Consider the following 25,996-nt stretch of genomic DNA (forward strand, 5'->3'; position numbering starts at 1 on the left):
CGCTCTTCTTTTACCCCGCGAAAGCGGGGTTTTTCTCGCCCGCTACAGCCAGTTTTTACGCTTAAAGTAGGCGTAAGGCGCCAGCCCGGCGAGGATCATCAGCCCTATGGCGGCAGGATAACCGAAGCTCCAGTTCAGCTCGGGCATAAACTCAAAATTCATGCCGTAGCTGGAGGCCACCAGCGTCGGCGGCAGGAAGACCACGGAAACCACCGAGAAGATTTTGATAATGCGGTTCTGCTCGATGTTAATAAAGCCCATTGCCGCCTGCATCAGAAAGTTGACCTTCTGGAACAGGGATTCGTTATGGGGTAATAGTGACTCGATATCGCGCAGAATTTCGCGCGCCTGCTCCAGCTGATTGGCCGGCAGACGGGCTTTGCGCACCAGGAAGTTCAGCGCCCGCTGGGTATCCATCAGGCAGAGGCGCACTTTCCAGCCGATATCCTCCAGCTCCGCCAGCGTCGAGAGCGCCGCATCAAACTCATCGCCCTGGTGCCCTTCCATAATGACCCGGCTCAGCTTTTCCAGGTCGCTGTAGATATTTTCAATCTCATCGGCCAGCTGTTCAATTTTGGTTTCAAACAGATCGAGCAGCAGTTCATAGGCGTTGCCGTCCGTCAGCACCTGGTTACGCGCACGCATGCGATACAGACGAAACGCAGGCAGTTCCCGTTCGCGCAGGGTGTAAAGGCGTCCCTCACGGATAGTAAAAGCGACCGTTGAGTTGCCGGCATGATCCTTTGCATCTTCGTAAAAGAAAAAGGAGTGAATATGCAGGCCGTCCTCGTCTTCAAAAAATCGCGCCGAGGCTTCGATGTCTTCCAGTTCAGGGCGGGTAGCCAGGCTCTGGCCCAGTTCGTTCTGAACGCGATCGCGCTCATTTTCTTCCGGCTCGATCAGATCAACCCAGACCGAGCTGGAAAGTTCATCAACGGGCTCGTCCAGCTCAAGACGGGTTAAGCGGCAGTGATCCAGTTTAAATGCGCTCAGCATAGCTGTACTCCCAATTGCAGTAACATGGGACTTGCGCTTGAACACGGGAAACGAGCGTTTCAGTCAGCGATGGATCTGACTCAGAGCGACAGTATGGCGGGTCGCCAACAACCACGAAGGCTATCGGCAGAAGAGGATAGCCTTAGGAGTTGTACCTGGTGTCCAGGTCAATGAGCCAGTATCTACTGGGTGTGTCCAAGGCGGGTGTCCTCTCAGGGTAATGGTGGGCGCATGTTACGCTGTGCCGAAAATGCCGTCAACCAGTAGCCCCAACCGGCGGGGAAATCGCCCGGTTCAGGCGGCATGACGGGCCGGGACAGATAAGAGGCATGACGGGCGGCGCAGGGGCCGCCCGGCGGAGTCAGACCGTTTCCAGCTTAGCATAGGCGGCGACGAGCCACTTGATGCCCTGCCCCTGGAACGCAACCTGTAAGCGACTGTGATCGCCGCTTCCTTCCAGGTTCACGATAGTCCCCTCACCAAACTTGGCATGGCGTACCCGCTGGCCGAGGGCAAAACCGCTGTCGTTCTGCGTCACGGGCGTCCCCATCCGCTGGTGGCTGACCGGGCGGCTGACGCTGGCGCGCAGGCGCACCTCTTCCACACACTCTTCCGGCAGCTCACCCACAAAGCGGGAGGGGCGATGGTAAACCTCTTTGCCATACAGGCGGCGTGTTTCGGCATAGGTCAAGGTGAGCTTCTGCATCGCACGCGTCACCCCCACGTAGGCCAGGCGGCGCTCCTCCTCCAGCCTGCCGCCCTCTTCCAGCGACATCTGGCTCGGGAACATGCCCTCTTCCATACCGACGATAAACACCTGCTTAAACTCCAGGCCCTTGGCGGCATGCATCGTCATCAGCTGCACCGCATCCTGCCATTTATCCGCCTGGCCTTCGCCCGCTTCCAGAGCGGCGTGCGAAAGGAACGCCTGTAGCGGCATCAGGTCTTCATCCTCATCCTGATAGCTGTACTGACGCGTGGCGTTAACCAGCTCCTCAAGGTTTTCGATGCGCGCCTGGCCTTTTTCACCTTTTTCCTGCTCGTACATCAGCCACAGGCCGGAGTCCTTGATGACGCGGTCAGTCTGCACATGCAGCGGCAGCTCGCTGGTTTCCTGCGCCAGAGAGTCCACCAGCTCGCTGAAGCGCTGAAGCGCCGAGGCCGCGCGGCCTGCCAGCGCTTTCTCCTGCAACAGCGCGCGGGTGCTCTGCCATAAGGTCAGCTGCCGATCGCGGGCCGTCTGGCGTACCACGTCCAGCGTGCGATCGCCGATACCGCGCGTGGGCGTATTCACCACGCGCTCGAACGCCGCGTCGTCATTGCGGTTGGCAATCAGGCGCAGATAGGCCAGCGCATCTTTGATTTCCTGACGCTCGAAGAAGCGCATTCCGCCATAGATACGGTAAGGCATGCTGGTTTGCAGCAGCGCCTCTTCCAGCACGCGCGACTGGGCGTTGCTCCGGTAAAGGATGGCGCAGTCGATCAGCGCACCGCCGTTTTCCATCCACACCTTGATGCGGTTGACGACAAAGCGCGCCTCATCCAGCTCGTTGAAGGCGCAGTAGATGGAAATGGGCTCGCCGTCGCTGCCGTCAGTCCAGAGCTCTTTGCCCAGGCGTCCGTTATTGTTGGCGATCAGGGCGTTGGCCGCCTTCAGAATATTGTTGGTCGAGCGGTAGTTCTGCTCCAGACGAATGGTTTCGGCGCCCTGAAAATCGTTCAGGAAACGCTGAATATTCTCCACCTGCGCACCGCGCCAGCCGTAAATAGACTGATCGTCGTCGCCCACGATAATGACTTTCCCGGTATCGCCCGCCAGCATGCGGATCCAGGCGTACTGGATGTTGTTCGTATCCTGGAACTCGTCAACCAGGATATTGGTAAAGCGTTCACGGTAGTGGTTGAGGATATGCGGTTTGTTGAGCCAGAGCTCATGCGCGCGCAGCAGCAGCTCTGCGAAGTCGACCAGGCCGGCGCGATCGCACGCTTCCTGATAGGCCTGATAGATGCGCAGCCAGGTTTGCTCCACCGGATTGCCGTAGCTTTCGATATGCTTTGGCCGCAGCCCTTCGTCTTTTTTCCCGTTGATGTACCACATCGCCTGACGGGCGGGCCACTGCTTCTCGTCCAGGTTCATCGCTTTGATCAGGCGCTTAAGCAGGCGCATCTGATCTTCGCTGTCGAGTATCTGAAAGTCCTGCGGCAGATTCGCGTCCAGGTGGTGGGCGCGCAGCAGACGGTGCGCCAGGCCGTGGAAGGTACCGATCCACATCCCCCCCTGACTGGTGCCGATAAGCTGCTCAATACGGTGGCGCATTTCAGCCGCCGCCTTATTGGTAAAGGTCACCGCCATGATCGAATAGGGGGAGCAATTCTCTACCGCCATCAGCCAGGCGATCCGGTGAACCAGCACGCGTGTTTTTCCGCTGCCCGCCCCCGCCAGCACCAGCAAATTGCTGCGCGGCGCGGCGACAGCCGCGCGCTGGTTATCATTCAACCCGTCCAGTAATTCAGAAACGTCCATAGGCACCGCCAGAAAAGAGGGAAAGAAGCGGCGCACCGCTCACTGGATATTTAACCAGCTTATTATATCAGCGCGGTCAGCGAAGCCAACTGCGAAATTTCCAGCGTCGGCAGCAGCCGGCCGTCGCGGATATGCATCAGGTTGCCTTCCCGCAGGTTAATCCAGCATGCCTGCATACCGCAGCGCACGGCACCCGCCACATCCGTCGTCAGGTCATCTCCCACATGCAGAATGCTGGAGAGCGGCAGATTGAGCTTTTCCGCCGCCAGGTGATACATATCCTGCCAGGGCTTTGCCCGCCCATGCGGGCCCGCCCGCAAAATGAACTGGAAGTATTTATCCAGACCAAACAGATGCGGCTCCGCATTACCGTTAGTGATCGCCACCAGCGGCAACTTTTGCGCCAGCGCGGCGAGCGTAGCGTGGGTCTCTTCCGGCACCGTTATCTGACTGCGCCACCGGGCGAAATTCGCCATCACTGCCTTCGCGCCCTCATCCGCTTCCCGCCCGGAAAGGCCGGCGTTAAGCATCGCCAGCTCCACCGCACGGCGACGCCATTCGCTGACGTCGTGATAGATCTCCGGCTCCCGTTCACGCAGGGCGTCACGCAGCTGCTGATATTGCTCAACGCTGAACTGGCTGAGGGCCGGGTGATAGCCTTGTAAAAAGGCGTGGGATTCCTGGGTGGTGCGCAGGATCACGGGATGGTTGTCGTAGAGCGTATCGTCCAGATCAAAGGTCATCGCCGCGACGGGACGCAGCGGACGGTAAAAGTGCATCAGGATTTGCCTCGTTTTGCACGGGGATGGGCGGCGTCGTAAACCGAAGCCAGATGTTGAAAGTCGAGATGGGTATAGATCTGGGTGGTCGTCAGATTGGCATGGCCGAGCAGCTCCTGCACGGCGCGTAAATCCCCGCTCGACTCCAGCACGTGCGTGGCGAAGGAATGACGCAATTTGTGCGGATGAATATGGCTGGCGATCCCCTGCTTCACTCCCCACTCCGCAAACCGTTTTTGCACGTTGCGGGTGGAGATGCGTTTGCCCTGCATCGACAGGAAAACGGCATTATCTTCCGGCGCAAACAGCTCGCGCATCTCCAGCCAGTGCTCCACCCATTCGACGGCGGTACGGCCAATCGGCAGGCGACGCTCTTTGCTGCCCTTTCCCATCACCCAGACCTCGCCGGAAGCCAGGTCGAGATGCCCCGTATCAATACCGACCAGCTCCGAAAGACGCAGGCCCGCGCCGTACATGATCTCCAGCATCGCCCGATCGCGTACTGCCAGCGGATCGTTCACATCGATCTCCAGCAGGCGGCTGACTTCATCCACATCAATATTTTTCGGCAGATGGCGCGGCGCGCGCGGCGTTGCCACTCCTTTTGCCGGATTGGCCTTCAGCGTGCCCTGCGCGATTTGCCAGTCAAGGAAGCTGCGCAGCGCCGAGAGGCGAAGCGCCAGACTGGCGGGTTTGAGACCGGCACGACGACTGCGCGCCGCCAGCGAACGGACCTGGGCGGCATCCAGTTTATCCCAGCCGGTCAGCTTCATCTCCTCCAGCAGCGGGATGCAGGCGGCAAGCTGACGCTGGTAATTGATTTGCGTCAGCGGACTGAGCTGGCGCTCAACCTTCAGGTAGCGCAGAAACCCCTCTACGGCAGTATGCAGAGGCGAGGCCGTGCTCATACGCGTTCAACCCAGCGCTGCAACAAATCAGGCAGCATTTGCGACAGATGCTGGAGTAAAACTGTCCCCAGGCCGGACTGATAGTGTTGGGTATCACGGCTGCTGAAAATCAACACGCCCAGTTCGCCCTCGTCCCCCATCAGCGACATGGCGACCGAGCCGATAGCCTTCGCCTGCGGCAGCAGCAGTAACAGCTCAGGGCCATTCAGGTTGCCCAGATAATGGTGCTGATTACCGAGACGCTGGATACGGATCGGTTCAAACGCCTGCCGGGAGAGCGCCAGCTGGGTAAAGCCGGAGGGCGCACCGATGCGCCACTTTTCACTGAACAGACGCACGTTGGCGCCTGCCAGACCCAGATCCCGCGCCCAGCGGTGTAGCCGGTTGAGCATATCATGCAGGCTTGGCGCAGCGGCCAGGCTCGCCTGTAGCGTCAGCAGCCGATCGAACAGCTGCTGGTTGGCGCTGGCCTGCTCCATCAGCAAGGTGATCTCTTCTTCCAGCTGGGCGATATGGTTCCGCTGACGGGCCAGCTGCCATTCCACTAAAGAGACGGTACCGCGCACCGGATGCGGCACCAGCATCTGCTCAACCTGGCGCGCATTACGGATAAAGAAGTCCGGATTTTGCAGCAGGTAATCGCTGACTGCGCGATCGTCCAGCAGAAGATCGCTGGCGGCCTGTTGTTCCCCGACATTTTTCATAAATGGATAAATCCGTCATAAACGTGAGTGGCAGGTCCGGTCATATAAAGCGCATGACCCGGCCCTTTCCAGGCAATATTCAGCGCGCCGCCCGGCAGATCGACCCGGACTTTCTCCGCCAGCAGACCTTGCTGAATGCCCACCGCAACGGCAGCACAGGCGCCGCTGCCGCACGCCTGCGTTTCCCCCGCGCCGCGCTCATAAACGCGCAGGCGGATATGTTCTCTGCTGGTAACTTCCATAAAGCCAACGTTCACCCGCTCGGGAAAACGATCGTGGCTCTCCAGCACCGGTCCCAGCAGCTCAACCTGCGCCGTTTTTACGCTGTCGACCTGAAGGACACAATGGGGATTGCCCATAGAGACCACACCGCACATGACCGTCTGCTCGGCGGTACGCATCAGGTAAAGATTTTCGGCTTTGTTAGCGCGGAAAGGCACCTTCTGTGGCTCAAAGTCAGGCTCACCCATGTTGACGCAGACCTGTTCATCCTGGGTGACGCTGAGCACCATACGACCATTTTGCGTGCTGACGCGAATATCGCTTTTATTGGTCAGCCCTTTCAGCCGCACAAAGCGGGCGAAACAGCGTGCGCCATTGCCGCACTGGGCCACTTCGCTACCGTCAGCGTTGAAGATACGGTAGTGGAAATCCAGATCGGGATCGTACGGAGGCTCAACGATCAGGAGCTGATCAAAACCGATCCCCAGATGGCGATCCGCCAGACGACGGATCAGCTCAGGAGAGAAATAGACGTTTTGCGTCACGGCATCGACCACCATAAAGTCATTGCCCAGACCGTGCATTTTGGAGAACTGCATTTTCTGCTCCGAGGAGTACGTCATTGTTTACTGAGCCGACGGCACGTCCGCTTCACCGGACGCCGACGGGACCAGGCCGTCATTTAGCGGTGCATCGCCAGTGTCGGGGGTCGCCTGACTCTCCGTTTGCGACGCATCGGTGGTCGTTGACTGCGCCTGGGCATCCGCACGGGTTGGCTTGTCCACAGGGGATGTTTGCTGCGCGGGCTGTTTCGCTGGCGGAAAATAGAGCGGCCCTTTCAGCCCACATCCCACCAGGCTGGCAACGGCCAGCGCCAGCGCCATCCGACAAATCAGTTTGTTCATGCTTATTCTGCTCGTTATAGGTGCCTGTTGGTTGTCTATCATCGCAGGTGAAGGGCTAAAAGCAACAGGAAAAGGTGAAGCGTTGCCGCCGGAGGAAGTGCAGCGGCGGCCAGGAAGTCACGCTTTTTTCAGGATAAAACCCCTGACTCAGTGCATCTGATAGCGCTGAGCGTAATCCGTGTTGGGATCGTTGTCCGAAACCACCGCGCAGAGCTGAGCAAGCGTCTGGCTGCGGAAGGGGATCACCTGGAAGCGATCCTCAATCTGCACGATCTGATAAAACTGCGGCAGATTAAAATTAATGAAGCTGGAGCCATAGGTGAAGCGGTCATGCGAGGAGGAGTAGAAGCGGCTCACGTCGCGCACCAGCTCTTCTTTGCTTCCTTCGCAGTGGTGATAAATTTCCACCCGGTTTGTTTCATCCAGAATGTAAATATTAAAACCCCGGTCATCCTTCGTATCTTCGAAGAAGAACTGAATGATCCCTTCACTGGCGTAGCCGTTCACCACCGCGGGAAGCCGTGTCTGATCCGTTTCGACCTTAATTGAGAGGCCGTGAAGCTTATTGTTCGAAATGGCCCCGTAAAACTCGACGGCATTTTCCAGCTTCTGCACGGATACGCTCAGGCGTTCAAAGAACAGCCCCCACGTCTGCCCCGCCACGCGAAGCGCTTTAAATCTGCCCGGCTCCTGGCGCGTACTGGAGAGGCGCAGCTCAATGCACTCTGACACCAGCTGCTGCACGCGGGTACGGATCAGACCGCGCAGATGCTGGCTGTAGCAAAATACTTCGACCGCGTCCGGCGGCGCGGCATCCTGATGCATCTTGCCCAGGATGGTTTTCAGCGCCTCAGTCATCGCCTGCTCGCCGTTAAAGTGCAGCGTACGCACCTCATTCCAGGAGTTACGGTAAAGCAGGTCGATACTGCCGATCAGACACTGCTGCTGCTGCCCGAAGCTGAACACGTCCAGCTTACGGAAGTCAAAATGCACCACCTGGTTGCGGAATGCGGCCGTCGGGTCATATTCCAGATTAACGATGATCGCCAGATGGCGGATTTCGCAGGGGCTGTAGAGCGCTTTCGCGGTGGGCGAAGGCAGACGCAGCGGGAAATGGTGTGACACATCGGCCACCAGCTCCTGAAGCCGGGCCAGATCGCAAAGCTCATTTCCCTTTATGTGCAGCTGGGTTTTACTGGTCAGCAGCCCGTTGAACCAGGCCCAGGCGACCAGCTTATTAAGATAGCGGTTATATTCCAGCGGCTGATGGCTGATGATGGACTGCATATCCGGCGACTGATTATAGAGATACCAGCCGGCACGATTCGCGCGCCCGTTGGGCACATGAATAAACGTCAGATGCGATTCAGAAAGGTCGGGCGAGATCTGCGGATTAAGCAGCGTCACCTTCCCCGGCAGCGCTTCAAAAGCGGCATAGAGCTTACGGGTTAGCACGCCGATATCCTGCGGGCTGGCGCTGACGCTCAGATTATTACGCCGTGCGAAGCGGATCAGATTGCGATAACTCTGCATCATCGCATCCAGCAGTTCATTGTGCGCTTCACGCACGCGGGCTATTTTCCAGTCGGCACGGCTGTCCAGAATCGCCAGCCGCTCGGCATCCCAGCCCCACTCTTTCACCAGCTGGCTGAGGATTTCCCGCCGCCAGCCCGGCTTGCCGCCCTCAACGGAGAGCTTTTCGCAGACCTTCAGATAGAAGCAGCGACGCACCAGGTCGAGACGGGCGCTGTCGTCAATGCTGGTGAGATAATGCGTCACCCTTTCCAGCATCATGCAGTAGGAGTCGAGACCGTAAGAAACAATTTCACCGTCGTGCAGCCGCTGTTTGATATCCCTGGCTAACAGCTGCGTATTCGGGTATTCCCAGGAATAGGCTTCAAGCAGCAGGGTTTTCAGTACGGCTTTATAAGGCGAGTCGATACTTTTATAGAGCTGCCACAGGCTGGCACCAAAATACTCCTCGGCGGAGAGCTGATTCAGGCCGCCGAGATCGAGCCATTCGTTGGGGGTCAGCACCCCTTTCTGATAAAGCGACATGACGTAATCGTCATAATGTTCTTCTTCCTCGCCCGGCACCATATTCCACAGAATACGTTTGCCCGCCAGGCGCACGGCGGTGCGGTAAAACTCATCCAGCAGCAGGATATGCTGCGTTGAGCCGCAGTCTTCGCCGCCCAGGCTACCGCTCTCATTATGGCGAAAGCGGTTCTCATCAATCAGGAAGAAGCTCACTTCCACACCCATTGCCGCACACCATTTTTGCAGCAGCGTACATTTCTTCTGCAGGCGCAGGCGCTCTTCATTATCCAGCCACGACTGGTGGCAGACCCAGATATCCAGGTCGGAGGTGCTGTTCTGCCCTACGGAGGAGGTGCTGCCCATCGAGTAGACGCCGGTAATCGGCATCTCACCCGGCGATGGCAAGCTGGCATCTGCTCCGGATTTTTCAATTAAATCATCGAGATATGCAATCTGACTTTCATCAGGCGTGTAGAAGCTGATGCCATGTGGAACGTTACCTTCAAGGTAACCCGGCATCAATGGATGATGATAATGTAATAAGGTTGGCAGCAGACTGTAGACCTGTTGGAACGAAGGCCCCATGGCAGCCAGAGCGCGATCGACGCGCAGCTGGTTGATGGCATCCAGTCTCTGTTTCAGTGTCTCTATGTAGAGGTACAAGACGTCTCGCCTGATTATCCCAGTGCTTACAAAAAACCCTGTTTCCGAAATTTGCCGCTTGGTTTAGAAATAGTCGGGCAAATTATTGCTGGAAACGTGATCAATCTAACACCAGACAGATTGACCGTAAAGAAAGTTGCGCTACACAACATATTAGCACGTTTTACGTTCAACCTGGCCGAAGATCCCGGAATCCGTCCCTTTCCTGCCGTTTAAAACCGCGGAAACTGACAGCATTCCGGTATCAATGATAGGATAATCAATGAACGATCAAAACGGTAAGAAGCATGTTAGACAAAATTTTAAGAATTGCCACCCGACAAAGTCCGCTTGCCCTGTGGCAGGCACATTATGTTCAGCAACGCCTGATGGCTTGCCATCCGGGGCTTCGCGTTGAGCTGGTGCCGATGGTGACCAAAGGCGATGTGATCCTCGATACCCCGCTGGCGAAGGTTGGCGGCAAAGGGCTTTTTGTTAAAGAACTGGAGCTGGCGATGCTGTCCGATCGCGCGGATATCGCCGTTCACTCCATGAAAGACGTTCCTGTTGATTTCCCGGAAGGGCTGGGCCTGGTCACGATTTGCGAACGTGAAGATCCGCTTGATGCTTTCGTCTCTAACCAGTACGACTCCGTTGACGCCCTGCCTGAAGGCGCTGTGGTCGGCACGTCCAGCCTGCGTCGTCAGTGCCAGCTGAGCGCACGACGTCCGGATCTGCGTATTCAATCTTTGCGCGGCAATGTGGGCACCCGCCTCGGTAAGCTGGATGCCGGCGAATACGACGCTATTATCCTCGCCGTTGCAGGCCTGAAACGTCTGGGCCTGGGTGAGCGCATCCGTCACGCGATGCCCGCAGAAGAGTCGCTGCCCGCAGTGGGCCAGGGGGCTGTCGGGATTGAATGTCGTCTTGATGACGCCCAGACCATCACGCTGCTTTCTGCGCTGAACGATGACGATACTGCCACGCGCATAAAGGCGGAACGTGCGATGAATACCCGCCTGGAAGGCGGCTGTCAGGTGCCAATTGGTAGCTACGCTGTACTGGAAGGCGACATGCTGTGGCTGCGGGGCCTGGTCGGCTCACCGGACGGTAAGGAAATGATCCGTGGCGAACGCCGGGGCCCCCGCGAAGATGCCGAAAAAATGGGCATTTCCCTGGCGGAAGAGCTGCTGGATAACGGCGCGCGTGAAATTCTTACGGAAGTTTATCAGGGGAATCCGCCCGCATGACCATACTCGTCACGCGTCCCGAACCGGCTGCCCAGGAGCTGGTCAGCCGCTTGCGTCACGCAGGCAGGGAGGCGTGGGCGATGCCGCTGATCGAATTTACCCCCGGTACGCAGTTAGACAGCCTGCCCGGCGAGCTGAATTCGCTAAAGCCTGGCGATTTGGTTTTTGTTTTATCGCAGCATGCTATTCATTACGCTCAACCGGCTATCGCCCGGGCGGGCGCAAGCTGGCCCGCCAGCCTGAACTATTATGCAATAGGGCGCACCACTGCGCTGGCCCTTCACGCCGCCAGCGGGCTGAACGTCATCTGGCCGCATGAGCGTGAAACCAGCGATATTTTGATACAGCTGCCTGCTCTTCAGCAGGTCGCCGACAGGCGTGCGCTGATACTGCGCGGCAACGGTGGCCGTGAATTACTGGCGGAAACCTTGCAACAGCGCGGGGCTGATGTACAGTTTGTTGAATGCTATCAACGCTGTGCGAAAATTTACCAGGGTGCGACGGAAGGCCGCCGCTGGCGCGACCGGGGAATTGATACGCTGGTCGTGACCAGTGGCGAAATGCTGCAACAACTTTACTCGCTGTTCCTTGAGATAGATCGTGAGGAGTGGCTGTTGCACTGCCGGCTGATTGTCGTCAGTGAACGTCTGGCGATCCGCGCAAAGGAGTTGCGTTGGCGGGATATCCGGATAGCCGATGGTGCCGATAACGACGCGTTGCTACGAGCGTTACAACAAACCTAAAGATGGGAAGAGCGACAATGACGGAACAAAAAGATTCCTCTGCCATAGTTGAGGAGACCACCCCGGTGGTGGACACTTCAACTCCGGAGCAAAAGCCACGCCGCAAAGCTAACAACACCGGGACGGGGCTGGCCATACTGGCAATTGCCATCGCGCTGGCCTCAGGTGCGGGCCTCGCTTTTTACGGTAAACACCTGGCGCAGAAGCAGGCCGCCACCAGTGAGGCACTGACGCAGCAGCTTGCTGATTTACGGCAGCAGGCCAGCAGCGACAAAAAATCGCTGGAGCAGCAAATGACAACGGCAACCAGCGAGCTGGATACCTCACGCCAGCAGCAGGCCGCCACGAGTCAGCAGCTGGATGAGCTGAAAGAGAAAGTCGCCACCATTTCCGGTAATGATGCCCAGACCTGGCTGCTGGCTCAGGCAGACTACCTGGTGAAGCTGGCAGGACGTAAACTGTGGAGCGATCAGGACGTCACCACCGCCGTCGCCCTGCTGAAAAGTGCGGACGCCAGCCTGGCAGATATGAACGATCCCAGCCTGATTGAGGCCCGCCGTGCGCTGACCAACGATATCAGTACCCTCGCGGCGCTCAGCCAGGTTGACTACGACGGGACCATCCTCAAGCTGAATCAGCTGGCTAACGGCGTGGATAATTTGCGCCTGGCTGACAATGACAGTGACGATACGCCGATGGATGCCGACGGCGGTGAACTCTCTTCCTCACTGCGCGAATGGCGACAGAACCTGGTAAAAAGCTGGCACAATTTTATGGATGATTTTATTACCATCCGTCGCCGCGATACCACCGCCGAGCCGCTGCTTGCCCCTAATCAGGATGTCTACCTGCGTGAGAATATACGCTCGCGTCTGCTGATCGCCGCGCAGGCGGTACCGCGGCATCAGGATGAAATCTACCGGCAGTCAATTGATACGGTGTCGGCCTGGGTTCGCGCCTGGTTTGACAGCCGGGATCCAGCGACGAAAACCTTCCTGAGCCAGCTGGATGAGCTGAGCCAGCAAAACGTGTCGATGGATCTTCCTGAAGCGCTGCAAAGCCAGCCTATGCTGGATAAACTGATGCAAACGCGCGTACGCAGCCTGCTGGCTCAGCCCGGTGCAGGACAACAGCAGCAGGGAGAATAAGCATGCTTAAAGTTCTGATCCTATTTCTGTTACTGATGGCGGGCGTGGTGCTTGGGCCTCTGCTGGCCGGGCATCAGGGTTATGTGCTGATCCAGACCGACAGCTGGAACATCGAAACCAGCGTCACGGGTCTGGTGATTATCCTGATCCTGGCGCTTATCGCCATATTGATTATCGAGTGGGTAGTGCGTCGCCTGCTCAGAACGGGCGCGCGCACCCGCGGCTGGTTCCGCGGTCGCAAAGGCAAACGCGCCCGTAAGCAAACAAACGCCGCCCTGATTAAGCTGGCGGAAGGAGACTATCGCCAGGTTGAGAAGCTGCTGTCACGCAATGCCGACCATGCCGAGCAGCCGGTCGTCAACTATCTGCTGGCGGCGGAAGCTGCCCAGCAGCGTGGCGATGAGATCCGCGCGAATCAGCATCTTGAGCGCGCCGCTGAGCTGGCGGGTAGCGATCAGCTGCCGGTTGAGATCACCCGCGTACGTATTCAGCTGGCGCGTAATGAAGATCATGCCGCACGCAACGGCATCGACCGTCTGCTTGAAGTGGCACCCCGCCATCCTGAGGTGCTTCGTCTGGCCGAACAGGCGTATGTGCGTACCGGTGCCTGGAACGCTCTGCTGGATATCCTCCCCTCAATGGAAAAAGCGCAGGTGGCAGATGAAGCCCACCGTCTGGCGCTGAAGCAGGATGCCTGGCTGGGTCTGATGAACCAGGCGATGGCTGAACAGGGCAGCGAAGGGCTGAAAAGCTGGTGGCAGGCCCAGAGCCGGAAAACCCGTCACGAACCCGCGTTACAGGTTGCTATGGCGGATCACTTAATTGTCTGCAACGATCACGATACCGCGCAGGAAATTGTGCTGGATGGCCTGAAGCGTGGCTATGACGAGCGTCTGATCCTGCTGATGCCGCGCCTGAAGGCAGGCAATCCCGAGCAGCTGGAAAAAGCCCTTCGTCAGCAGATCAAGCAGCATGGCGCGACGCCGCTGCTGCAAAGTACGCTGGGTCAGCTCCTGATGAAGCATGGTGAATGGGCGCAGGCGAGCGAGGCGTTCAGAGAGGCGCTGAAGCAGCGTCCTGATGCCTTTGACTATGCGTGGCTGGCGGATACGCTGGATCGTCAGCAGAAGCCTGAGGAAGCGGCTGAAATGCGGCGTGATGGCCTGCTGCTGACGCTGAAAAATAACTGATTTAGATTATCACTGCACAGCCGGGCATCCGCCCGGCTTTTTTTTGCCTGCGATCTGAGGCCGGCCGGGACGCAGGCAAAAAAAACACCTGCCGGACGGGCAGGTGTAAAATTCAGATCGGTAAAACAAATTGGCTGGTACCTGACTCAACGTAGTGTCCTGGCTCCCGTAAGGTCTTACAACGATATGGGTGGGTGGACAACAGGTACCCTAAGGGCTCTGCATCATTCCCGGATTTATGAAGCGTTAGCAAACATAAGGAGTGGAATGAGCATCTACAGCACTACTATAGCACAGGGCGTGCCGGAGAGAGGATACCGCTGCGCGCTCAAGGCTGGCCGTTCGACAAAAACAAAAAGGCCAGCTCGAAAGCTGGCCTTTTCTAAATTGGTCGGCGAGAGAGGATTATTCCCCTTCGGGCCGTTGCTGAAGCAACGTTGTCTCGCTTCGCTCGGCTCAAACCTCCTTCGGAGGTTCTCATCCTCTGTGAGCGACAGAGACAAAAAGGCCAGCTCGAAAGCTGGCCTTTTCTAAATTGGTCGGCGAGAGAGGATTCGAACCTCCGACCCACTGGTCCCAAACCAGTTGCGCTACCAAGCTGCGCTACTCGCCGATATCATGCTGATACTGCTATTGCTCAGATCCGCAGACCTTAAGCAGAAAACCCTGCCTCGGCAAGGTTTTGAAAAGTGGTCGGCGAGAGAGGATTCGAACCTCCGACCCACTGGTCCCAAACCAGTTGCGCTACCAAGCTGCGCTACTCGCCGACGAGTACATCTTCACTACTGATTTTGTGGTGCGAAGAGAGGGACTTGAACCCTCACGTCCGTTAAGACACTAACACCTGAAGCTAGCGCGTCTACCAATTCCGCCACCTTCGCATACCTGACAAAATCTGGGGTGGCTAATGGGACTCGAACCCACGACAACTGGAATCACAATCCAGGGCTCTACCAACTGAGCTATAGCCACCACCCCTACTGCTTAACGACTTACTTTCTACTGCTTACTTCTTTACTAACGCGGTTATTACCACCGCAGCTCTTGCACACAACTTAATGGTGCGCCCGACAGGATTCGAACCTGAGACCTCTGCCTCCGGAGGGCAGCGCTCTATCCAGCTGAGCTACGGGCGCATAGCGCCGTTGCGGATGGGCATACTACGGATTTGAGCCGATCCTGTCCAGTGCTTTTTTCACAATTAAAGTTGTTTGATTACGCTTTGTGCGTTCTGTCTGAATCACGTACGTTTTGCACAAATTCTGCACGATAAACCCTTGCATTCCAGCCATTACCCCCGGGCCTTTTTCCTGAATTAAAGATCGCCCCGCCAGTAATAATTGAGAAATTTCAGCAAACTGAGCTGACGAGGCAGACGTGAAGGCTGCACAATCAGCCGGTAAAGCCACTCAAGTCCCATCTTCTGCCAAATCTTAGGGGCACGCTTCACATGACCGGTGAAAACGTCGTAGGTGCCTCCTACGCCCATATACAGGGCATCGGGACAGACCGCCTTACACGCCTGCATAAATTCTTCCTGACGAGGCGAGCCCATCGCAACGGTAACGATTTTTGCACCGCTGGCGGCGATCTGGGCAAAGAGCGCGTCACGTTCCGCAGGCGCAAAGTAACCATTCTGGGTACCAACGATATTTACGTTCCACTGACGCCGCAGCTTGTCTGCGGTCTGCTCCAGAATCGCCGGCTGGCCGCCAATCAGGAAAACGGGCGTGCCTTCACGTCCGGCACGCGCCATCAGCGCCTCCCACAGATCGGCACCGGCAATCCGGCTGACCTCCGCCTGCGGATACTTTTTGCGGATGGCGCGAACAATGCTGATGCCGTCCGCATATTTATATTCCGCCGCGTTGATCAGCTGCTTAATTTCAGGCTGGCTTTCCGTTTTAAGGACTTTTTCTGCGTTAATGGCGACCAGCGTACCGGTTCTGAGGCTCTCTCCCTGATACAGATAATCAAGAAACCCGGCCATATCACGAAACCCCAGCAGCGTGATGCCACGGATCTGATACTGCGGTACTGAGGATGGGGCATCCATGATCTTTTCCTTTGGGTCAACTGAAACAATGTGGGCCATCAGCCCTGATAAATGGCACGCTTTGCCGACAGCGCTTTCGCTGGGTTTCTGGCCTGTATCAGGCCGGCACGGTCAAAAAGCCAGTAAAGGAGCTTGGCAATCACCACCGTTGCGGCAAAGATCAGGCAGAAAAAGACGACGCGAGAGGCAAAGGCATCCACTCCTTCCCTGGCGAGCACAATCATATTGAATACCGCACCGAAGCAGAAGCTTTGCAGAATAGCAGCTTTATAGCGGTTACTTTCCTGCTGCCCTTTTTGGTACAGCCAGTCGAACCATTTAATAATCAGTCCGACCGCCACCGCGCCCAGCGGGATAAACCAGACGCCGCCCATCACCACCAGCGAGCCGATGAGCGTTGGCGAAATAGCCAGACCCGAATGGTTGTTCAGCACTTCCCAGGTAAAATAGTTTGCGCTATTCAGCACCAGAGAGGGCCTGTCCGGCCACAGCCAGCTGGGAATAAAGACGTAGAAGTCCCGAACTATCGGCGCCAGCCCCTGAAAATCGATCTTGTCATAATTTTGCAGCAGCAGGCCAAGGTTCTCCCAGGGCGAAAAGGTATCCCGCGTCAGGTAGAGAAACGTATAAAAGGCTTCTGCGCCACTGACATCCAGGTTGTAGCGTCTCAGCGCCAGCCAGAACATCCCGACAATGCCCGCCACGCCTGCGGTGGCCAGCATCCAGAGCGTTATCCAGCCGCGAATGATGCCAATAAATAAAAACAGCGCAAAGGCGATAATGATATTGGCCCGCGTACCGCCTACGATGATATAGGTTAACAGGCCGAAGCTGACGGTAGCGGCCAGAAACAGCAGCCAGTTGCGGAAGCTCTGATGGAGGAAGTACACCACCAGCATGGCGGGAATAAAGAAATAGAAAAATCGTTTAAGCGCGACGCCGGAAACCTCAGCGGAAAAGATCTGGCTGTAGCTGTGCAGCTTAAAGAGCAGAAAGCCATTGTGCAGAAAAAATACCAGTACCGTTCCCAGCGCGATCAGCATCAATATGCCCCAGGTCAGATGCGTTTCCACCCGGTTCATGGTGAAGACGGGCCGCGGCGGCCTGTCAGATCGCGCTCTGAGCCTCGTTTTGTAGCTCACATAGTAGATGACATAAAATCCAGTGGCAGAAAGCAGCGCCTGGAGAAGATATTCCGGCGGTACAACCTGCACCTCAAAACCAAATACCAGCGTACAGGTCAGCGGGAAGCCGAAATAGAAGGTCAGCAGAAACAGCAATGAAAAGAAGACATTGAAATTAAACTTCACCCGGCGGAATTCGCGCCAGGTCAGCGTCAGGATGACGCCCAGCGAAATAAGATAGACCACCAGCAAGCCAGTCAATTCTGCCATTGTCATGATGTTTCTCCTTCAGCCAGAACGAGCGCCTGCTTCCACCCTTCAACATAAGCCGGGTCGAAAAAAGCGATCGCTGTTTTATCCAGTAGCGTCATCTGCCGGCGGGCTTCTTCCACAAGCTGCGGGTTCAGCGCATCACCCGCAAACAGCACCGGCACGTTCTGTCCGGCCAAATCGTGCCAGAACGGATTTTTGCGGTTCACCACAAAAGGAATATTGGCCTGGATCAGCAGGCAAAGGGTGCCGATGCCCTGCTGGCGTTCAAAAATAAAATAGCCTAAATCACAGCGTGATATCAGCGCTAAATAGTCCGGAAATTCGAGTTTATCAGTGAGAATGGTCAGCTTATCAGCGGAGAAAAGCGCCTCGCCGGTTTCCCGCACCTGCTGAATATAGGCCGCATTGTCTGCCGGATATCCCATCGGCACTATCACGGAAACCGTATCGCCAAACTGCTGATGAATCTCCTTCAGCCCCTGGATATGGCGGTTACTGACATCGCCTGAATTGCCTAAAAGCACGGTCAGACCGGCACTTTTTTCTCCCGGTGGCGGCACTGACTCGCCCATCCGGGTAGGAAAATAGAGCAGAGAAGCAGGCAGATGAGGATGCCGTTGGTGCAGATGCGCTATGTCACCCAGGGTAGCGAATACACGCCCCACGCGCTTTTGCGCCAGCCGACGCATCAGGTAGAACAACCGGAAACGCAGACCGGCACCCGCCTCATAGAGATCGGCTCCCCAGATATGCCAGAAAAACTGCGGGGAGCGAATTTTTCCGGTCAGGAGCGCCAGCCACAGCGCCGGGTTGAACTGTCCGTGGAAAAAGAAGCGGGTTTGCCGGTCCTGCTTCGCGCGCGCCGTTACCGCCTGAGCTATTGCCTGCTTATCAGGAAAAGTGTGGATAGCCAGCGCCTCAAATTCCGCGCCTGCGGGGATATCGCCCACCATCCAGAACTGGCGCGGCGTTTGGGTGGGCATCGCTGCAGAGAGCACGTCGTTAAAAAAACGCAGTACGGTCTGATTATGGTGTGGAATGGGCGAACCCAGAACGTGAATCAATGTGATCATTTTTTTCTACGGTAGAGAAGAAATACGCCAGTACAGAGCGTGAAATAAACCATGTAAGTTGCCATATAGGCCTGCGCTGCGCCGGTCGCGCCGTGCAGCGGGATCAGCCAGTGGGCGAACGCCGTCAGCAGGATAAACTGGCTCACCTCGGTAAGAATGTAAAACCGCAGCGAGGCTTTCGCGATCACCAGATAACCAAATACATAAGCGCCTACTTTAAAAACGTCGCCGGTCAGCTGCCAGACAAAGAGATCGCGCATACCGTAAAACTGACTGGAGAACAGCAGCCAGATAGCCAGATCCCTCAGCAGCCAGACGGTAAAACTGACGGCAGCGACGGCGGGCAACACAAAGCTCAGGGAGCGAATGATTTCCCGCGATATCGCCGCTTTGCTGGTCAGGCGTGAGAGGGTGGGCAGCAGATAAACGCTGAAGGATGCGGTGATAAATTGCAGGTAGGCATCCGAAATACTGGTTACCCCCTGCCACAGGCCAACCTGATCCCAGCCTTCATGCGCAGCCAGAAGGTTACGCATCATGATCCATGCCACGGGCAGGGTTACGGAGGTGATTAGCGCCATCAGAGTAAACTTGCTCAGATTCCGCGCAATCCCACGGTCCCAGACCGGTTTAAGATAACTCAGCGGCAGATGTCCGCGCTTCACCAGCATCAGCATGGCCGGCACGACCACCAGCGCAGGAACCATCGCCAGCCCCACCAGCGCTCCGCTGTAGCCGCCCAGCCAGTAGCAGATAAACCAGGCCGCCACGCCCGCCAGGCTGCCCACAATAAGCGCCAGCGCGTTACCTCGCGCATCGCGGAAACCTTTCACGATCGCCAGCGAGAAGTTAGCCAGTGCGATACCGACCTGTAAAAACGCCACTATTCTGATGACGTGCTGGTAGCGATCGTGGCCAAATAAGCCAGCGCTTATCGGTCCGGCAAAAAGTAAAAAGATCACGGCGATCAGCGCTGAACACCCCAGCACCATGGCGGAAGCGGTTCCGGTTACCGCCTTCAGGGACTGAGGCTGTTGCTGAAATTCGGCGACATACTTCGTCACGCCGTTAAAGATACCCGCGCCTGCCAGTACGCCCAGTACAATGATCAGCTGGCGAAAGTTACCTGCCTGCCCGACGCCAGAAGGGCCGAACGCCACCGCCAGCATTTTCACGACCAGCAGCCCGGCAACGATTTTTACCAGCGTGGACGCTGCCGTCCATACGGAAGCTTTAGCCAGTGACATATCAGGAGAAATAGCTCAGCAGCGAGTTGATGACCGTTGTCTGGTTATCATCAGACAGGTTGTAAAACAGGGGCAGGCGCAGCAGACGCTCGCTTTCCGACTGCGTATAGCGATCTTCGCCATCAAAGCGTCCGAACCGCTCACCGGCGGGTGAAGAGTGCAGCGGGATATAGTGGAACACGGCCAGGATATCCGCTTCTTTCAGCCACTCGATCAGACTACTGCGATCGTCATTGTCACGCAGCTTAATGTAAAACATATGCGCATTATGCTGGCAGTCAGGCGGTAACGCGGGCAGCGCGATCCTGCCGCTGGCGGCAACGGGCTGCAGTGCATCGTAATAGCGCTGCCACAGCTGAAGACGGCGATCGTTGATACGCTCCGCCGCTTCCAGCTGGGCCCAGAGAAAGGCGGCCTGCAGGTCGGCCATCAGATAACTTGAACCGATGTCCCGCCAGGTATATTTATCCACCTGCCCGCGAAAGAACTGGCTGCGGTTGGTGCCTTTCTCGCGGATAATTTCCGCCCGCTCCACCAGGGCTGGATCGTTGATCAGGGTCGCACCACCCTCGCCACCTGCCGTGTAGTTTTTTGTCTCATGGAAGCTGAAGCAGCCGATATGCCCGATTGTGCCCAGCGCCCTGCCTTTATAACTGGACATCACACCCTGCGCGGCATCCTCGATCACAAACAGCTTATGTTTGTCTGCAACAGCCATAATGACGTCCATATCACAGGCGACGCCGGCGTAATGGACCGGCACAATGGCTTTTGTTTTGTCGGTGATCGCCGCCTCAATCAGACTTTCATCCATATTAAGCGTATCCGGGCGAATATCGACGAAAACAATGGTGGCCCCGCGCAGCACAAAAGCATTCGCCGTTGAGACAAAGGTGTAGCTCGGCATTATCACTTCATCGCCGGGCTGAATGTCGATCAGGATTGCCGCCATTTCCAGCGAGGCGGTGCAGGATGGCGTTAGCAGCACTTTCTGGCTGCCAAACCGGTTTTCCATCCACTGCTGGCAGCGGCGGGTAAATCCGCCATCGCCACAGAGCTTGCCGCTGCCCATGGCCGACTGCATGTATTCAAGTTCTGTTCCCACTATCGGTGGGGCGTTAAACGGGATCATAGTGTCACCTGTAGAGCCACCAGGCGGTACGTTCGATGACGCCGCCACAGCGTTGATAAAGTCGGAGCGCCGGCAGATTGCTGAGCTGCGTGGCAACATGCAGGCGCGTAAGCCGGCGGGCGCGACACCAGTCAGTGGCCGCCGCCAGCAGTCGCTGACCCACGCCCAGCCCCTGCGCGGCAGGTAGCGTCGCCAGCAGGCCAACCCTTGCGCTGCCGTCGGATAACTCGCGCAGTGAAATAAACCCCTGCATCGCGCCCTCGTCGTCCACCGCGAGCAGGCACTGATGATCGAAAGTGCCAAGCACAGCATTTTCTATCCAACGTGCGTAAAAGCGGCTGCTCTCGCCTGCCGGGTACCAGGGCGAACGAAACCGGCTCCAGGCAAAGGCTTCACCGGCCGCACTTCGCAGGGCGGGAATATGTTCAGCCCGGGCGATACGAATGCCTTCAGGCCGCGTCGCAGCATCAAGGCCCATAACGAAATCCGCTTCGCCCTCCACCAGACGGAAGCCCAGTGCGCCGAGCGCATCCAGCTCCGCCGTCTGCTGGGAGAGCAGCTTGGCCTGCACGATGTCATAACCCTGCAACGCGGCGTCGTCCAGCAGCCGATCGCCGGAAAGGTCGAGCAGGCCAACGTTCAGGTTGAAGAATTCGCTTTCCCATTGCAGGGCGTTAATACTGGCGTGGACGGGCATGCAGAAGATCTACCAGGTAGTGGCCGTAGCCGGTTTTCGCCAGCGCCTGGGCTGAGCGACGCACTTCATCATCGGACAACCAGCCGTTGCGCCAGCCGATCTCTTCCAGACAGGCGATTTTAAATCCCTGCCTTTTTTCGACGGTTTGCACAAAGGTACTGGCTTCAATCAGGCTGTCATGGGTGCCGGTATCAAGCCAGGCGAATCCGCGTCCAAGCAGCTGAACGGTCAGTTCGCCTTTTTCGAGGTACATCTGGTTAATGCTGGTGATCTCAAGCTCGCCGCGCTCAGAAGGCTGCACGCGTTTTGCAAAATCGACCACCTGATTATCGTAAAAATAGAGGCCGGTAACCGCCCATCGGGATTTCGGTTCTTTCGGTTTTTCCTCAATGGATAACGCCCGGAACTCATCATCAAAATCGACCACGCCGAACCGCTCAGGATCCATAACCTGATAACCAAATACCGTCGCGCCCCGGCTCTGCGCAGCAACTTGTCTGAGCTTGGGACTGAAGCCCTGACCGAAGAAAATGTTATCGCCCAGCACCAGGCAGCAACTCTCTCCGTTAAGGAAGGATTCACCAATGATAAAAGCCTGAGCAAGACCGTCTGGCTGCGCCTGAACGGCATAGGTTAGCTGGATGCCAAACTCTTCACCGTTGCCCAGCAGACGCTGAAAATGCGGCTTATCTTCCGGCGTAGTGATGATCAGAATATCGCGTATCCCCGCCAGCATCAGCACCGACAGCGGATAGTAAATCATCGGCTTATCGTACACCGGCAGCAGCTGTTTTGAGATGCCACGCGTAATGGGATAGAGGCGTGTCCCCGATCCACCCGCCAGTACAATACCTTTCATTGCGCCCCTCCTGACACGTTGCCGGTCATAATGACAATCCTAAACGTTCGCCCTGATAGCTACCGTCAAGGATGCTTTGCCACCACTGGCGGTTTTCCAGGTACCAGCTGACCGTTTTACGCATCCCCGTCTCAAAGGTTTCGTGCGGCCGCCAGCCCAGCTCACGCTCAATTTTTCCAGCATCAATGGCATAACGACGATCGTGCCCTGGCCGGTCCGCCACAAACTGGATCAGTTCACGAAAATGGGTGATGCCCACCGGTTTGCTTTCCGCCAGCTCATCAAGCAGGTCGCAGACTGTCTCCACGACCTCAAGATTACGCCGTTCGTTATGACCACCAATATTGTAGGTTTCACCCGGTTTCCCTTCGCTGGCGACCAGGTAAAGGGCGGCGGCGTGATCTTCTACGTAGAGCCAGTCGCGGATCTGCGCGCCGTTGCCATACACCGGCAGCGGTTTTCCGGCCAGCGCGTTGATAATCATCAGTGGAATAAGCTTTTCCGGGAAGTGGTAAGGCCCGTAGTTGTTTGAGCAGTTGGTCACGATAACCGGCAAACCATAGGTGCGATGCCAGGCGCGTACAAGGTGATCGCTGCTGGCTTTGGTCGCAGAATAGGGACTGCTTGGCGCATAAGGCGTGGTTTCAACAAAGAAGTCCGCATCGTTTTCCAGGTCGCCAAACACCTCATCCGTTGAAATATGATGAAAGCGGAAAGCGGCTTTCTCCGCGCCGGAGAGGGTCGCCACGTAATGGCGGGACGCTTCCAGCATCATATAGGTGCCGATGATATTCGTTTCAACGAAGGCTATCGGCCCGTCAATGGAACGATCGACATGGCTTTCCGCCGCCAGGTGCATAATCAGCTCGGGCCGGTAATGCGCTATCGCCCGGTCAACGGCGGCGCGGTCACAGATATCCACTTTTTCAAAGGCAAAACGGGGATGCTCAGCGACGCTGGCAAGGGACGCAAGATTGCCCGCATAGGTCAGCTTGTCGAGCACCAGCACCGAATCAGCGGTCGTATTCAGTATATGCCGTACAACGGCGGAGCCAATAAAGCCGGCTCCCCCGGTTACCAGGATGCGTTTCACTGCCACACTCCTTTGGTATCGACAAGCCAGTGAGAAGCAATGCGCGCAGGGTCGACCGCTTTAAACTGCGCATGATCGACCAGCATGACCAGCACATCGGCCTGCTGTAGCGCAGCATCCAGCGTCACCAGTGTCGCTTTGCCCGCCAGCGCGGAGGGAAGCTGATGAATATTCGGCTCCACCACCAGCGTCTGCCCGGGATGCCAACCGGCAATCATGCCAGCCACGTGCATTGCCGGACTTTCGCGCAGATCGTCAATATCCGGTTTGAACGCCAGGCCAAAACAGGCGATCCGCAGCTCGCTGGCGCGCTTATCGCTGGTCGCCAGACAGTCAGCCAGCGCTTTTTTCACCTGCTCCAGCACCCAGAGAGGCTTACCGTCGTTCACTTCGCGGGCGGTGCGGATCAGGCGAGCCTGTACCGGATTTTGCGCCACGATAAACCACGGGTCGACGGCAATGCAGTGGCCGCCAACGCCGGGGCCGGGCTGGAGTATGTTGACGCGCGGATGGCGGTTAGCGAGGCTTATCAGCTCCCAGACGTTAATTCCCTGATCGGCGCAAATAAGCGAGAGTTCGTTAGCGAAGGCGATATTTACATCACGAAAACTGTTCTCGGTGAGCTTGCACATCTCGGCCGTACGGGCGTTAGTCGTGACGCACTCGCCTTTCAGGAAAATCCTGTAAAGGTCGCAGGCCAGCGCAGAACTGGTTGAGGTCATACCGCCAATGACCCGATCGTTCGTCACCAGCTCTTCCATCACTTTACCCGGCAATACGCGTTCAGGGCAGTAAGCAATGTGAATATCGGCCTCGTCGCCAGCCTGCTGGGGAAACGTCAGGTCGGGCCTTGCCGCCGCCAGCCACCCGGCCATCTGCTCGGTAGCGCCGACGGGGGAGGTCGACTCAAGGATCACTAAATCCCCGCGTTTCAGCACCGGGGCTATCGATCCGGCCGCCGCTTTGACCCAGGCCAAATCGGGCTGGTGATCGTCTTTAAACGGCGTCGGTACCGCGATCAGAAAGGCATCAGCGGGTTCGGGCTGCGTTGCCGCCCGCAGAAATCCCTGCTCAACCGCCTGTTTTACAACCCGATCTAAATCAGGCTCAACGATGTGTATCTCACCGCGATTAATGGTTTCCACGGCGTGAGCATTGATATCAATCCCCACAACCTTTTTCTGACGGGAGGCAAAGGCAGCGGCGGTGGGCAGGCCGATGTAGCCCAGGCCGATCACAGAAATGGTGTCAAAATTCATAAAGAAATCCGGTTATTTTTCAGGACCTGCACAATCCGCTGGCAGGCCAGTCCGTCCCCGTAAGGATTATGGGCGCGGCTCATCGAGTGATAGGCTTCGTCGTCGGTCAGCAGGCGGGTCGCTTCGCTGACGATCTTCTGCACGTCGGTACCGACCAGCCGGACCGTACCCGCTTCAACCGCTTCCGGACGCTCTGTCGTCTCACGCATCACCAGAACAGGTTTGCCGAGTGAAGGCGCCTCTTCCTGTATCCCGCCCGAATCTGTCAGGATGAGCCAGGCGTGAACCATCAGCCAGACAAACGGCAGATACTCCTGAGGCTCAATCAGGACGATATTCTCAATATCACGCAAAATGCGGTTGACCGGCTCGCTGACGTTAGGGTTGAGATGGACCGGATAGACGATCTGCACATCAGGGTGCAGTCTTGCAATCTCCGCCAGCGCACTACAGATGCGCTCAAAACCGCCGCCAAAACTTTCGCGACGATGGCCGGTAACCAGAATCATTTTTTTAGCAGGATCTAAGAAAGGATAACGCGTCGCCAGGCTGCTATGCAGCGAGGCATCTTTCAGTACGCGATCGCGCACCCAGAACAGCGCGTCGATCACCGTATTACCGGTCACGAACATGCGGGCAGCATTCAGATTCTCATTCAGCAGATTCTGCCTGGCCGCTTCGGTGGGAGGAAAATGGTAGGTAGCCAGATGCCCCGTCAGGGTACGGTTAGCCTCTTCAGGCCATGGGGAATAAAGATCCCCCGTGCGCAATCCCGCTTCCACATGCCCGACCGGAATGCGGTGGTAAAACGCCGCCAGGCTGGCAGCAAAGGTGGTCGTGGTATCGCCGTGAACCAACACCACGTCGGGCGTGAATTCCGCGAACACGCCTTTCAGCCCTTCCAGGATACGGCTGGTTACCTCGGTCAGCCCCTGGCCGGGACGCATAATATTAAGATCGTAGTCTGGGGTAATGGCAAAGAGCTGCAGGACCTGGTCCAGCATTTCGCGATGCTGGGCCGTGACGCACAGGCGCGCTTCTATCTCACTATCCTGTGCGAGTGCATGAACCAGCGGCGCCATCTTGATCGCTTCCGGGCGCGTGCCAAAAACAGTTAGTACTTTCACTGTTA

Annotated in this window: 23 protein-coding genes, 5 tRNA genes and 1 other RNA gene; 4 read left to right on the forward strand and 25 right to left on the reverse strand. The window is 57.0% G+C overall.

What is annotated here, in order from left to right:
- Nucleotides 1-42: 42 nt before the first annotated feature.
- The 9 genes from corA to AAH446_RS19095 all read right to left on the reverse strand — a co-directional run bounded on the left by corA (nucleotide 43) and on the right by AAH446_RS19095 (nucleotide 9,741).
- Nucleotides 43-996, reverse strand: coding sequence for a magnesium/cobalt transporter CorA (corA, locus tag AAH446_RS19060; protein ID WP_342908260.1), 954 nt, complete (start codon nucleotides 994-996; stop codon nucleotides 43-45).
- 142 nt (nucleotides 997-1,138) lie between these two features.
- Nucleotides 1,139-1,195, reverse strand: coding sequence for a YsgD/CorL family protein (gene ysgD / locus AAH446_RS19820; protein WP_369699783.1), 57 nt, complete (start codon nucleotides 1,193-1,195; stop codon nucleotides 1,139-1,141).
- 162 nt (nucleotides 1,196-1,357) lie between these two features.
- On the reverse strand, nucleotides 1,358-3,520 hold the full coding sequence (gene uvrD / locus AAH446_RS19065; protein ID WP_342908261.1) for a DNA helicase II: 2,163 nt from the start codon (nucleotides 3,518-3,520) through the stop codon (nucleotides 1,358-1,360).
- Between the two features lie 62 nt (nucleotides 3,521-3,582).
- A complete protein-coding gene (yigB, locus tag AAH446_RS19070; RefSeq protein WP_342908262.1) occupies nucleotides 3,583-4,299 on the reverse strand; it encodes a 5-amino-6-(5-phospho-D-ribitylamino)uracil phosphatase YigB in 717 nt (238 codons plus the stop codon).
- A complete protein-coding gene (gene xerC, locus AAH446_RS19075) occupies nucleotides 4,299-5,207 on the reverse strand; it encodes a tyrosine recombinase XerC (RefSeq protein WP_342908263.1) in 909 nt (302 codons plus the stop codon). Before xerC ends, yigB begins: the two co-directional genes overlap by 1 nt.
- Nucleotides 5,204-5,911 (reverse strand): DUF484 domain-containing protein, encoded by a 708-nt coding sequence (locus AAH446_RS19080; protein ID WP_342908264.1) that lies wholly within the window; start codon nucleotides 5,909-5,911, stop codon nucleotides 5,204-5,206. Before AAH446_RS19080 ends, xerC begins: the two co-directional genes overlap by 4 nt.
- The gene (dapF, locus tag AAH446_RS19085; RefSeq protein ID WP_342908265.1) at nucleotides 5,908-6,732 is read right to left on the reverse strand and encodes a diaminopimelate epimerase; all 825 of its coding nucleotides are present in this window, start codon (nucleotides 6,730-6,732) and stop codon (nucleotides 5,908-5,910) included. Before dapF ends, AAH446_RS19080 begins: the two co-directional genes overlap by 4 nt.
- 27 nt (nucleotides 6,733-6,759) lie before the next feature.
- Nucleotides 6,760-7,038: an LPS translocon maturation chaperone LptM gene (lptM, locus tag AAH446_RS19090; RefSeq protein ID WP_342908266.1), complete on the reverse strand. Its 279-nt coding sequence runs from the start codon at nucleotides 7,036-7,038 to the stop codon at nucleotides 6,760-6,762.
- Nucleotides 7,039-7,185: 147 nt separating this feature from the next.
- The gene (locus AAH446_RS19095) at nucleotides 7,186-9,741 is read right to left on the reverse strand and encodes a class I adenylate cyclase (RefSeq protein WP_342908267.1); all 2,556 of its coding nucleotides are present in this window, start codon (nucleotides 9,739-9,741) and stop codon (nucleotides 7,186-7,188) included.
- 287 nt (nucleotides 9,742-10,028) lie between these two features.
- Between AAH446_RS19095 and hemC the strand changes: the two genes are divergently transcribed.
- Genes hemC through hemY form a run of 4 tightly spaced genes read left to right on the forward strand, consistent with a single transcriptional unit; the run spans nucleotide 10,029 to nucleotide 14,051 of the window.
- Entirely contained in the window at nucleotides 10,029-10,970 is a 942-nt protein-coding gene (gene hemC / locus AAH446_RS19100) for a hydroxymethylbilane synthase (RefSeq protein WP_342908268.1), read from the forward strand.
- Entirely contained in the window at nucleotides 10,967-11,713 is a 747-nt protein-coding gene (hemD, locus tag AAH446_RS19105) for a uroporphyrinogen-III synthase (RefSeq protein ID WP_342908269.1), read from the forward strand. The genes hemC and hemD overlap by 4 nt, the downstream gene beginning before the upstream one ends.
- Nucleotides 11,714-11,730: 17 nt before the next feature.
- Complete coding sequence (gene hemX / locus AAH446_RS19110) at nucleotides 11,731-12,861, forward strand: uroporphyrinogen-III C-methyltransferase (RefSeq protein WP_342908270.1); 1,131 nt, start codon at nucleotides 11,731-11,733, stop codon at nucleotides 12,859-12,861.
- Between the two features lie 2 nt (nucleotides 12,862-12,863).
- Nucleotides 12,864-14,051, forward strand: a complete 1,188-nt coding sequence (hemY, locus tag AAH446_RS19115) for a protoheme IX biogenesis protein HemY (protein ID WP_342908271.1) — start codon at nucleotides 12,864-12,866, stop codon at nucleotides 14,049-14,051.
- A 388-nt stretch (nucleotides 14,052-14,439) separates the two neighbouring features.
- Here the strand turns inward: hemY and AAH446_RS19120 are convergent.
- From AAH446_RS19120 to wecB, 16 genes are all read right to left on the reverse strand, one after another.
- Nucleotides 14,440-14,553: non-coding RNA, RtT sRNA (locus AAH446_RS19120), on the reverse strand.
- A gap of 34 nt (nucleotides 14,554-14,587) precedes the next feature.
- Nucleotides 14,588-14,664 (reverse strand) — tRNA-Pro (locus AAH446_RS19125).
- Nucleotides 14,665-14,741: 77 nt separating this feature from the next.
- A tRNA-Pro gene (locus AAH446_RS19130) sits at nucleotides 14,742-14,818 on the reverse strand.
- A 27-nt stretch (nucleotides 14,819-14,845) separates the two neighbouring features.
- A tRNA-Leu gene (locus AAH446_RS19135) sits at nucleotides 14,846-14,932 on the reverse strand.
- Nucleotides 14,933-14,947: 15 nt separating this feature from the next.
- Nucleotides 14,948-15,023, reverse strand: a tRNA-His gene (locus AAH446_RS19140).
- 87 nt (nucleotides 15,024-15,110) lie between these two features.
- Nucleotides 15,111-15,187: transfer RNA gene (locus AAH446_RS19145), tRNA-Arg, on the reverse strand.
- A gap of 179 nt (nucleotides 15,188-15,366) precedes the next feature.
- Complete coding sequence (gene wecG, locus AAH446_RS19150; RefSeq protein WP_342908272.1) at nucleotides 15,367-16,107, reverse strand: lipopolysaccharide N-acetylmannosaminouronosyltransferase; 741 nt, start codon at nucleotides 16,105-16,107, stop codon at nucleotides 15,367-15,369.
- Nucleotides 16,108-16,145: 38 nt separating this feature from the next.
- The gene (wzyE, locus tag AAH446_RS19155) at nucleotides 16,146-17,507 is read right to left on the reverse strand and encodes an ECA oligosaccharide polymerase (RefSeq protein ID WP_342908273.1); all 1,362 of its coding nucleotides are present in this window, start codon (nucleotides 17,505-17,507) and stop codon (nucleotides 16,146-16,148) included.
- The gene (wecF, locus tag AAH446_RS19160; protein WP_342908274.1) at nucleotides 17,504-18,577 is read right to left on the reverse strand and encodes a TDP-N-acetylfucosamine:lipid II N-acetylfucosaminyltransferase; all 1,074 of its coding nucleotides are present in this window, start codon (nucleotides 18,575-18,577) and stop codon (nucleotides 17,504-17,506) included. The genes wzyE and wecF overlap by 4 nt, the downstream gene beginning before the upstream one ends.
- Nucleotides 18,574-19,824 (reverse strand): lipid III flippase WzxE, encoded by a 1,251-nt coding sequence (gene wzxE / locus AAH446_RS19165; protein ID WP_342908275.1) that lies wholly within the window; start codon nucleotides 19,822-19,824, stop codon nucleotides 18,574-18,576. The genes wecF and wzxE overlap by 4 nt, the downstream gene beginning before the upstream one ends.
- A gap of 1 nt (nucleotide 19,825) precedes the next feature.
- Nucleotides 19,826-20,956, reverse strand: coding sequence for a dTDP-4-amino-4,6-dideoxygalactose transaminase (gene rffA / locus AAH446_RS19170; protein WP_342908276.1), 1,131 nt, complete (start codon nucleotides 20,954-20,956; stop codon nucleotides 19,826-19,828).
- 4 nt (nucleotides 20,957-20,960) lie between these two features.
- Nucleotides 20,961-21,653, reverse strand: coding sequence for a dTDP-4-amino-4,6-dideoxy-D-galactose acyltransferase (gene rffC, locus AAH446_RS19175; RefSeq protein ID WP_342908277.1), 693 nt, complete (start codon nucleotides 21,651-21,653; stop codon nucleotides 20,961-20,963).
- Complete coding sequence (gene rfbA, locus AAH446_RS19180; protein WP_342908278.1) at nucleotides 21,631-22,512, reverse strand: glucose-1-phosphate thymidylyltransferase RfbA; 882 nt, start codon at nucleotides 22,510-22,512, stop codon at nucleotides 21,631-21,633. The genes rffC and rfbA overlap by 23 nt, the downstream gene beginning before the upstream one ends.
- A 25-nt stretch (nucleotides 22,513-22,537) precedes the next feature.
- The gene (gene rfbB / locus AAH446_RS19185) at nucleotides 22,538-23,605 is read right to left on the reverse strand and encodes a dTDP-glucose 4,6-dehydratase (RefSeq protein ID WP_342908279.1); all 1,068 of its coding nucleotides are present in this window, start codon (nucleotides 23,603-23,605) and stop codon (nucleotides 22,538-22,540) included.
- Entirely contained in the window at nucleotides 23,602-24,864 is a 1,263-nt protein-coding gene (gene wecC / locus AAH446_RS19190; RefSeq protein WP_342908280.1) for a UDP-N-acetyl-D-mannosamine dehydrogenase, read from the reverse strand. The genes rfbB and wecC overlap by 4 nt, the downstream gene beginning before the upstream one ends.
- Nucleotides 24,861-25,991, reverse strand: a complete 1,131-nt coding sequence (gene wecB, locus AAH446_RS19195) for a non-hydrolyzing UDP-N-acetylglucosamine 2-epimerase (RefSeq protein ID WP_342908281.1) — start codon at nucleotides 25,989-25,991, stop codon at nucleotides 24,861-24,863. Before wecB ends, wecC begins: the two co-directional genes overlap by 4 nt.
- Nucleotides 25,992-25,996: the final 5 nt, after the last annotated feature.

The sequence above is a fragment of the Erwinia psychrophila genome (assembly GCF_039023475.1).
Taxonomy (GTDB): domain Bacteria; phylum Pseudomonadota; class Gammaproteobacteria; order Enterobacterales; family Enterobacteriaceae; genus Erwinia.